We start from the raw sequence: 8,942 nt of genomic DNA, 5'->3' as shown, positions 1-8,942 counted from the left end.
TCAGCCCTGCTTCCGCTGGGCCTGGAAGGCGTCGTAGTCCTTCTGTCCGGCCGCCGCGAGCTGGTCGGGCGTGACCTGGCCGGCGTAGAGCTGCTGGAGCTGTCCGCCGATCGTGTCGATCATCGACGGGGTCGACCAGTCGAAGTAGGGCACGTAGCCGTTGCCCTTGTCGAGCGCCTGCTGGGCCGCGATCTCGGTGGCGAGCTCCGGGTTGCCGCTCGGAGTGCTGAGGCCCGAGTGCAGCAAGGGGAGGAAGCCGTGGTCGACCGCCTGCTGGGCCGCCGTCTTGGACGCCATGAAGTCGAGGAAGGCCGCCGCGGCGTCCGGGTGCTTCGACTTGGCCGAGATGGAGAGGTTGGCCGCGGTCGAGCCGGTGCCGACCACCTTGCCGCCCTGTACCTGCGGGAGCTGGACGTAGCCCATCGTCTGCTTCTGCGCGTCCGAGAAGCCCAGCGAGCCGGTGTACTCGAAGCGGAAGGCCGCCTTGCCGCCCAGGAACTCGCTCTGCGCGTCCGCGTACTGCACGCCGGGGTAGTTCGGTGTGAACCAGCCGTCGTCCGCCCACTTCTTGACGTCCTTCGCGGCGTCCACGATGCCGGTGTCGGTGATCGGGACCTTGCCGCTGGAGTAGACGAAGTCCCCGATGTTCGTGGAGGTCGCGTAGAGGTCCTGCGTGGCGAAGAGGATGGAGGTGGCGGAGCCCTTGTCCTGCGAGCCGTACGCGATCGGGGTGATCCCGGCGGCCTTGACCGCAGCCGCGTCCTTCTCGAAGTCGGCCAGCGTCTTCGGCACCGGGAGCCCGAGCTTGTCGAGGATCTCCTTGTTGTAGTACAGGCCGATCAGCGACGAGCGCGCGGCCGGGGTGGCGTAGAGCGAGCCGGTGCCCATCTGCTTGCCGTCGGGGGTGAACTCGAGCTGGCGGGCGATGGTGTCCGGGATCTCCTTCTTCCACCCGTAGAGGTCGGAGTAGGCGTCCAGGTTCAGGATGCGGCCGCCCTTGGCGAGCGTGCCCATCGACTGCCAGCCGTTGTTGACCAGCGCGATGTCGGGACCGTTCGGGTCGGCGAGGCGGAGGTTCAGGGTGTTCATCACCTGGCCCCAGTCCTGCGTGGTGCGCTTGATGGTGATGTTCGGGTGCTGCTTCTCGAAGTCCTTGACGACCGAGTCCATCCACTTGCCCTCTTCGCCCTGCCAGAAGTCGAGGATCTTGAGGGTGACGGGCTTTCCGGACACATCCTTCGAGACGGCGTGCGAGGAGCCCGCAGCGCTGGAGCCGCCTGGTGCGCACGCCGTCAGGCCGAGGGCCAGTCCAGCAGTGAGCGCGAGCGCTCCGGCGAGGTGCCTCTTTTTCATGCGAGTCTCCTTTAACTCGTGAGCATGGGGGTGGCGCCGATGACCGGCGCGGAACCAACCGTAACCATAACCAAACCAGATAGTCCATTCGAGAACGAATTAACAGCCAACGGTCGAACTGGTATGGTCACTGCTGTGAAGACTCCGACGATCGCAGAGCGCGTCATCCGCGACCTGAACACGTCCCTCAACCACGGCGTGTACCCGCCGGGCACCCGACTGCCCGGCGAGAGGCAGCTCGCCGAGGGCCTCCATGTCAGCCGCAGCACCATCCGCACCGCGCTGGAGGACCTCGAGCGCCAGGGCCGCATCGCCCGCTCCGCGCAGCGCGGCTGGTTCGTCCCCAGTCCGACGGTCGGCGAGCCGCCGAGCACACTGCAGAGCTTCAGCGAGATGGCCCGGCTACGAGGCCACACGCCGACCGCGCAGGTGCTCGAGAAGAGCGTGCGCTCCGCGACCATCGACGAGGCGGAGCGGCTCGGCATCGTCGCCGGCGCCGACGTGCTCGTGCTGGTGCGCCTGCGCGGGATGAACTCGACGCCGATCTGCGTCGACACGAACGTCATCCCGCTGTCGGTCGCCGCACCGCTCGTGGAGGCCGACCTCGACGACGCGTCGCTCTACGAGTCGCTTCAGTCGCTGTGCTCCGTGGACATCTACCGCAGCGCCTACTCGGTCCAGGCCGACGCCGCGACCGCCGAGATCGCCGGGCTGCTGCACATCGCCGCAGGGAGCCCGGTGCTGATCGGGCGTGAGATCGCGTACGACCGCGCCGGCGGGCCGGTGCTGCTCGGGCTCAACACCTACCGCGGGGACGCGTACCGCTTCGAGGCGGACCTGTACCGGGCGGGCTAGAACGCGCTGGGCCGGCGGGAAGCGGCCTCCCGTGCTGCCCGCTGCTCCGACCGGGTCATGCTCCGACCGGGTCCGCGCCGTACTCCTCGCGGTAGTGGCGTCGGAACGCAGCCTCCGACGAGAAGCCCCACTGCGCGGCGGCCGCGGGCACCGTCACCGCCCTGCTGCTGAGCTGGTCGTGCGCAGCGTTCAGGCGCGACCTCCGCAGATAGGCGGTGGGGCCGAGCCCGTCAGCGTGGGAGCGGAACGCGAGCAGGAGCTCGCCCGTGGAGGCGCCGGCGGCTTCGGCCGCGTCGTCGATGGTGATCGGCCGCGCCGCATGGTCGCGGAGGAACTGCGCACCGACGCGGAACACGCGCGCCCTGCGCTCGGCGGAGAGGCGCAGCTCGCGCCGGTCGCCGGTCAGCCGGAAGGCCTCGAGGGCGGCGATGGCGAGCTGACGGTAGGTGGTGGCGCGCACCGAGTCGTTGGAGAGCGCGCCCGTCCTCCGCTCCCGCCGCGCGACCTCCAACGCGGCCAGCCAGTAGGCGGCACGGCGCGCGTTGACCGGCCGGGGCCCGTCGAACCGGAGCTCCAGGTCGTCCCGCGCATAGAGGAGCTGGGCGGTGCGGGTCAGCTCTGGGACGCGGAACGCGACGGCGCGACCTTCGGTGTCCGCCATCCGGTGCACGCTCGGCGTGCCGGGCTGGAAGAGCGCCGGCTCCGCGGCGAACCGGCCGGTGTCCTCGCCGACCTCCCAGACGCTCCCCGGCGTGCCGGCCGAGACCAGGATCACCTCGACGTCGAGCACGCAGCGCAACGTGCCGAGCATGGCGGCGTCGGCGAGGATGAAGCGGTCGTCGCCGACGACGTGCTCCGCGTAGCCGGCGAAACGGCGGCCGAGCTGCACGCGACCGTAGTGCCCGGCCAGCCAGTGCTGCGTCTCGTCGCGGTCGCGCGAGCGGAATCGGAGCTCGCGGTAGGTGGACGGCGGATGGTGGCCTGGGGATCCCATCGGCGGAACCTCCTCCGTGTGGCGCGGCCGGCGTGTTCGCGAGGATTAGAGGGGTCCTGCGTACCCGAAACGCAGGACCCCTCGACGGGAGCCCGACACCAATGCGGGAGCCCGTCAGGGCGGAGGGACCACCGTGAGGCGGGCCCTCCTTTTTGGGGGGGAACTATCGGAAGCACCTTCCTGGCGCCGAGTATACGCCGCGACTGGAACTTTAATCCACGCTCCAGTTCCACGGATCCCTGAGGGCCGATAGCATCGGAGCAGACGCGCGGTCTGCGCGCGAGAGGAGTAGTCGTGCCCGTCCCGGGGGTGTCGGAGGTCCGGCAGACGCGTGTGCTCGCGCGCGATCGCGCGTACGCGTCGATCAGGACGGCGATCCTCGACGGCACGATCCGGCCGGGCGAGCGCCTGGACGACGGCGAGCTGCAGGCGTGGCTCGGCATGTCCACGACGCCGATCCGGCAGGCCCTCAACGCGCTGACGGTCGAAGGGTTCGTGGAGACCGCGGCGCAGTCGTACACCCGCGTGGTCGAGCCGCGCGTCGAGGACGCGGTGCTGCACATGCAGACGATCGGGGTGTTCATCCTCGGCGTCCTCGACCTCACCCTCGGCGGTCTGACGGAGTCGGAGCGGGACGCGCTCGTGTCCGATGTCGACCGGTTGATCGCGAAGCTGGAGGCCGCGGAGCTGGCGGAGGCGATGCAGGCCTCGCGCGCCTTCTACACCCGGCTGATGGCGCTGTGCCCGAACCGGGTGCTGCTCCGGCTCTCCGAGCGGACCCTCGCGGCCAGGGCGTTCTACGTCGGGGTCGCGTACCGCGCGCTCGGGATCGACTGGGCGGAGGCCGCGCAGTCCTACGCCGCATTGCGGACCGCACTGGCGGCGGCGGACTCGCGGGGCGTCGCTCTGGCCGCGCGGGAGGTGTTCCGCATCGACACGGTGCGGCCGCTCCACGAGGGAGGCGTTGCCTGATGCCGATCCCCCGCTCCCCCGGGCAGGCCGCGAACCCACGCGAACTCGTGCGCGAACGCGTCTACGCGCAGCTCAGGGAAGCCATCCTCTCCGGTGTGCTGCTGCCCGGCGAACGCCTCGACGAAGCCGCGCTGCGGGCCTGGCTCGGAGTCTCCGGCACGCCGATCCGCCAAGCCCTGCACACGCTCAGCCTGGAGGGCCTGGTCGAGACGGCGCCGCAGTCCTTCTCGGCCGTGATCGCGCCCCGCCCCGAGGAGGCCCTGGACACCCTGCAGACGATCGGCGTGCTCATCGTCGGCGTCACCATCCTGACCCTCCCCGGCCTGGAGCGCGCGGACCGGACGCGGCTCGCCGGGCTGGCGGCCGCCGTGACCGCCGAGCACGAACGCGGCGACATCCCCGCCATCACGAAGGCGGCGGAGGCCTACTTCGGGTCCATCGTCGCCGCCTGCCCCAACCCCGTGCTCGTCGAGGTGATCGCGCAGGCCGGCCCGTCGCTCACCTACCACGTCAACGTGACCTACCGCGCGCTCGACGCCGACCTCGCCGCGCTGGGACGCGACTACACCGAGCTGTCGTCCGCCCTGCTCGCCGACGACGAACTGCGCGTCATCGACCTCACGAAGCGGATCTTCCGGATCGGGACGGAGAGCGCCGCCTAGCGGTTCCGGCCTAGGCTCGACTCCATGACCCGCATGGACACCGGCCGCCCGATCGCCCTCGTCACCGGCGCGTCGCGCGGCATCGGCCGGGCGATCGCGGCCGAGCTGGGGAGCACCCACCACGTGCTGGTCGGCGGTCGGGACGCGGCGGCCGTCGACGCGGTGGTGGCGGCGCTGCCGTCGGCCGAGCCGTTCGTGGCGGACCTGACCTCCGAGGAGCTCCCGGCCATCCCCGACCGGCTCGACGTGCTCGTTCTGTCCGCGGGCGTCGAGGACGGTGGCAGTATCGCGGAGACCCCCGACGAGACGTGGCGCCGCGTCTTCGAGGTGAACGTGTTCTCGGTCGCTGCGCTGCTGCGGGCTACCCTCCCGGCCCTGCGCGCCGCGGGCGGCCTGGTCGTCGCCATCAACAGCGGGTCGGGACTCAGCAGCGGCGCGGGCGGAGGGGTCTACTCCGGGTCGAAGTTCGCCCTGCGCGCGCTCACCGACGCGCTGCGGGAGGAGGAGCGCGCGAACGGGGTGCGGGTCACCAGCATCCACCCCGGCCGGGTGGACACCGACATGCAGCGCGCGCTCGTGGCCCGCGAAGGGCACGAGTACGACGCGGGGTACACGATCACGCCGGAGATGGTCGCCGCGACGGTCCGGGTCGCGGTGGACCTGCCGAGCACCGGGATGGTCGAGGCGCTGACGGTGCGGCCCGTGCGACGACGCTGACCGCGTACCCCTCCCGAACCTCCCCTTTACACCTCCCGAACATTCCCCGACGAGGCTGGACCCACCGGAACCCCCTCCGGCGACTCACCTCTGACGGGAGAACAATGTCCAGACGATCCATCGGCATCCTCACTGCGGCGGCGGCGGGAATCACGTGCGCGGCCCTCATCGGCGGCCCGGCATTCGCCGACACCGCGACGCCGACCCCCTCGCCCTCCGCGTCTCACGCCCCCAAGACGCTCGCCCAACTCCAGGCGGCAGGCGCGAAGGCGACCAGCGACCGCGAGACCAAACTCTCCGCGGCGATCACGAAGATCACGGCCGACACCTCCCTCACCGCCAGCGACAAGACGAAGATCCTCGCCACCCTCAACGCCGACCTCGCCGCCATGAAGTCCTCGGCCTCCGCCATCGCCGCCGACACCACGACGACCCAGGCCGCAGCCGACCTCACGAAGGTCCACGACGCCTACCGCGTCTACGCGGTCGCCCTCCCCCAGTCCCGCCTCGTCGCCGCCGCCGACCGCCTGACCGGCACGACCATCCCGAAGCTGACCAAGGATCAGAAGACTCTCGCAGGCCTCCTCTCGGGCAAGGACGCATCCAAGTCCACCCCAGCCCTGCAATCCGACCTCTCCGACCTGACCACCCAACTCGCGACCGCCTCCCACGACGCAAGCGGCATCGCGGCCGCGGCCCTGGCCGTGACCCCCAGCACCTACAACTCCAACCACTCCGCGCTGTCGTCGCCGAAGTCCTCCCTCACCGCGGCCCGCGCGGCGATGAAGAAGGCGCAGGCGGATGTGAAGGCGGTGCGGGAGGCGGTGAGGAAGTAGGGGGGCGCGGCCGCTCGGGGGACCAAGCGGAGCCGGGCGGATGTAGCAATCGCGCGATGGCGGGCCCACTCAACCGCCGCCTTCAGCCAGAAGCCCGGCCAGCGCCCGCCCACTCCGTGGCCAGCAGCGACCACACCTGCTTGTCGTGGAACACCCCGTCCACCGGCCACGCCTCTCGAAGCACGCCTTCGAGCGTCATCCCCAGGCGGCGGGCGACCGCCGAGCTGCGCTCGTTGTCGCTGCGGCAGCGCCACTCCGCCCGGTGCATGCCGCGCTCCTCGAACGCGTAGCCGAGCAGTTCACGCACGGCGCTGGTGATGTGGCCGCGGCCCTCGGCGTCCGGCTCCAGCCAGCAGCCCACCTCGAACCCGCCGGTCGCCGGCGAGAACTCGACGAACATGACGCCACCGACGAGCGTGCCGTCGGACCAGATGCCGTAGATGCCCGCACCGTCACGGGCCGCGCGCTCGGCGTACCGGCCGAGGGTGGCGCGGGCGCCGGCGACGTCCTCGGTGACGAACGACGGCCCCACCCACGGCCGGATGTGCTCTCGGGCCCGGTCGAGGTGCGCGGCGAACTCCTCCGCCATCCACGGTTCGAGGGGACGCAGCTGCGCGCCGGAGGCGAGGGTCTTCGCGAACATGGTGGAAACGCTACCCGGGAACCACTGCTCGGCGGATCTATCCCGACGGCCGGTCCCGGGGCCACAATGTCCGAAGCACGACCCGCACGAGCAGACCCGAAGGCCCCGGGCCGCACGAGCCGAAGGAGTCCCATGTCCGCACCCGCCGCCGGTCCGACCCCGGCCGAGGCATTGCGCCGCCGCTCCCGCGAGGCTCTGTCCGCGCTCGCCCTCCAGTTCCTGCTAGGGATGGCGGCCAACCTCATCGGCGAGCCGAAAGGCACGTTCGCGATCGTCGTGGACACGATCATCGTCATCCTGCACATCGTGGTCGCGATCGGCCTGGTCGTGGTCAGCATCCGGGTCCTCCTCGCCGCCCGCGCCGCGGGCGTCGGCCAGCGTCTGGCGGTGTGGGGGATCGTCGTCATCGTGATCACGTTCCTCGCGGGCGTCGGCACGATGGTCACCGGCAACGAGTGGGCGTCGTACCTGATGGCGGTCGGCTTCCTGGTCGCGGCCGCCCTGTACGGCGGGACGTTCTTCGCCTCGTACGGCCTCAGCCGCACGTCGCGGGCGTAGCGAGGCCCACCCGCGGTGTCATCCCGGGCGTGTCATAGACTGGGTGCGTGGATCCGCTCATCTCGTCTCAGCCCGTCGGGCGTCTGGAGGTCGTCGGCGTTCTCATCGTCGGCGTGAGATAGCCCTGCGTCTCTTCCCATGATCCCGCGCGCCGTCGTGCGCGCCCCCGCTCGCATCCGTGCGCCCTTCCGCGACCTGGCCAACGCCTCCGCTGTCGCCGCGCGAGCACCCATCACATCGGGGTCGGCGCCGTTCGGCGACCGGTCCGCAGACAGTCAGGACTTCCAGCCATGCTTCCCGTGAACGAACAACAACTCCGCTCCTCCTTCGTCAACGCCTCGCAGCGCGAGCGCAAGGAGCTCACCCTCCCCGACCTGGCCAACGCACGCTGGGACGACCTCTCCTACCTCGGCTGGCGCGACCGCAAGAACCCGAACCAGGGCTATGTGGTCGCGGAGGTCGACGGCGAGCTCGTCGGCGTCCTGTTGCGGAAGGCCGACGGCGGCGTCCGCAGCCGCCCGCAGTGCTCCTGGTGCGAGGACGTGCACCTGCCCAACGAGGTCCTCTTCTTCATCGCGAAGCGCGCGGGCACGGCGGGCCGCAATGGCAACACGCTGGGCACGCTCGTGTGCGCGGGCTTCGAATGCTCGGCCAACGTCCGCAAGCGTCCACCCCTCGCCTACGTCGGCTTCGACGTGGAGGCGGCCCGCCTGCAACGCATCGAGGCACTCCGCGAGCACGTGACCACCTTCATCCGCAGGGTCACCGCGGGGTGACGGGGAGCGCCGCCGAGTGACAGAGGAAGACCGGGGCGAACCCCGTGAGCCCTATGGAAGCGGGATGGCACCCGTGTTCGTAAGTCCCTCAACTTCGGCGGCGACACTGCTGTCCGTCTCGGGGAGGGTGCGCTCGATGTGATCGCGGAGCGAGCTCATGGGTGGTTCCTATCATGCGGGGGTAATGGTGAAATCCTGCGCCTGCCAACCTGGGAGGAGGCAGAGCGTACCGGCGGGTTTGGCGGTATCGTCGCGGCATGTGCCGGAACATCCGCTGCCTCCACAACTTCGAACCGCCCACGACCGAGGACGAGGTGCGGGAGGCCGCCCTCCAGTTCGTCCGCAAGGTCAGCGGCTCCACGAATCCTTCCCGCGCGAACGCCGCCGCCTTCGATCAGGCGATCGACGAGATCGCCGAGGCGACGCGACGCATGCTCGACCAGCTCGTCACGAATGCGCCGCCGAAGAACCGCGAGGCCGAAGCGCTGAAGGGGCGCGCCCGCCACGAGAAGCGGATGGAACGAGAGGTGCGCATCCGGACGGCGGTGTGATCCCCCGACCGGATGCGGCCTCCCG

11 protein-coding genes are annotated in these 8,942 nt (G+C 70.8%); 8 read left to right on the top strand and 3 right to left on the bottom strand.

The features are described 5' to 3' along the window. Window positions 1-1,353, bottom strand: coding sequence for an ABC transporter substrate-binding protein (locus AC3A3H_RS12275; protein ID WP_487614831.1), 1,353 nt, complete (start codon window positions 1,351-1,353; stop codon window positions 1-3). 135 nt (window positions 1,354-1,488) lie between these two features. Here AC3A3H_RS12275 and AC3A3H_RS12270 point away from each other — a divergent pair, with 135 nt between their 5' ends. Next, window positions 1,489-2,208 carry a GntR family transcriptional regulator gene (locus tag AC3A3H_RS12270; RefSeq protein ID WP_487614830.1) on the top strand — a complete coding sequence of 240 codons (720 nt, stop codon included), beginning with the start codon at window positions 1,489-1,491 and terminating at the stop codon, window positions 2,206-2,208. Window positions 2,209-2,263: 55 nt separating this feature from the next. On the opposite strand, the gene AC3A3H_RS12265 is transcribed toward AC3A3H_RS12270, so the two are convergent. Further along, window positions 2,264-3,202 carry a helix-turn-helix transcriptional regulator gene (locus AC3A3H_RS12265; RefSeq protein WP_487614829.1) on the bottom strand — a complete coding sequence of 313 codons (939 nt, stop codon included), beginning with the start codon at window positions 3,200-3,202 and terminating at the stop codon, window positions 2,264-2,266. 294 nt (window positions 3,203-3,496) lie between these two features. Between AC3A3H_RS12265 and AC3A3H_RS12260 the strand changes: the two genes are divergently transcribed. The 4 genes from AC3A3H_RS12260 to AC3A3H_RS12245 all read left to right on the top strand — a co-directional run bounded on the left by AC3A3H_RS12260 (window position 3,497) and on the right by AC3A3H_RS12245 (window position 6,389). Continuing rightward, window positions 3,497-4,174 carry a GntR family transcriptional regulator gene (locus AC3A3H_RS12260; protein ID WP_487614828.1) on the top strand — a complete coding sequence of 226 codons (678 nt, stop codon included), beginning with the start codon at window positions 3,497-3,499 and terminating at the stop codon, window positions 4,172-4,174. Next, complete coding sequence (locus AC3A3H_RS12255; protein ID WP_487614827.1) at window positions 4,174-4,836, top strand: GntR family transcriptional regulator; 663 nt, start codon at window positions 4,174-4,176, stop codon at window positions 4,834-4,836. Before AC3A3H_RS12260 ends, AC3A3H_RS12255 begins: the two co-directional genes overlap by 1 nt. Before the next feature lie 24 nt (window positions 4,837-4,860). Next, the gene (locus AC3A3H_RS12250) at window positions 4,861-5,553 is read left to right on the top strand and encodes an SDR family oxidoreductase (RefSeq protein ID WP_487614826.1); all 693 of its coding nucleotides are present in this window, start codon (window positions 4,861-4,863) and stop codon (window positions 5,551-5,553) included. 104 nt (window positions 5,554-5,657) lie between these two features. Then, a complete protein-coding gene (locus AC3A3H_RS12245) occupies window positions 5,658-6,389 on the top strand; it encodes a hypothetical protein (RefSeq protein ID WP_487614825.1) in 732 nt (243 codons plus the stop codon). Between the two features lie 82 nt (window positions 6,390-6,471). Here the strand turns inward: AC3A3H_RS12245 and AC3A3H_RS12240 are convergent, their stop codons facing one another. Continuing rightward, window positions 6,472-7,032, bottom strand: coding sequence for a GNAT family N-acetyltransferase (locus AC3A3H_RS12240; RefSeq protein WP_487614824.1), 561 nt, complete (start codon window positions 7,030-7,032; stop codon window positions 6,472-6,474). Between the two features lie 132 nt (window positions 7,033-7,164). Here AC3A3H_RS12240 and AC3A3H_RS12235 point away from each other — a divergent pair, with 132 nt between their 5' ends. From AC3A3H_RS12235 to AC3A3H_RS12225, 3 genes are all read left to right on the top strand, one after another. Continuing rightward, complete coding sequence (locus tag AC3A3H_RS12235) at window positions 7,165-7,590, top strand: hypothetical protein (protein WP_487614823.1); 426 nt, start codon at window positions 7,165-7,167, stop codon at window positions 7,588-7,590. 290 nt (window positions 7,591-7,880) lie between these two features. Continuing rightward, window positions 7,881-8,366, top strand: coding sequence for an FBP domain-containing protein (locus tag AC3A3H_RS12230; RefSeq protein WP_487614822.1), 486 nt, complete (start codon window positions 7,881-7,883; stop codon window positions 8,364-8,366). Between the two features lie 257 nt (window positions 8,367-8,623). Next, window positions 8,624-8,917, top strand: coding sequence for a DUF2277 domain-containing protein (locus AC3A3H_RS12225; RefSeq protein WP_487614821.1), 294 nt, complete (start codon window positions 8,624-8,626; stop codon window positions 8,915-8,917). Window positions 8,918-8,942 lie beyond the last annotated feature (25 nt).

It is taken from the genome of Leifsonia sp. Soil_N53 (assembly GCF_057655165.1).
This window is presented reverse-complemented; position numbering and strand designations above follow the sequence as displayed.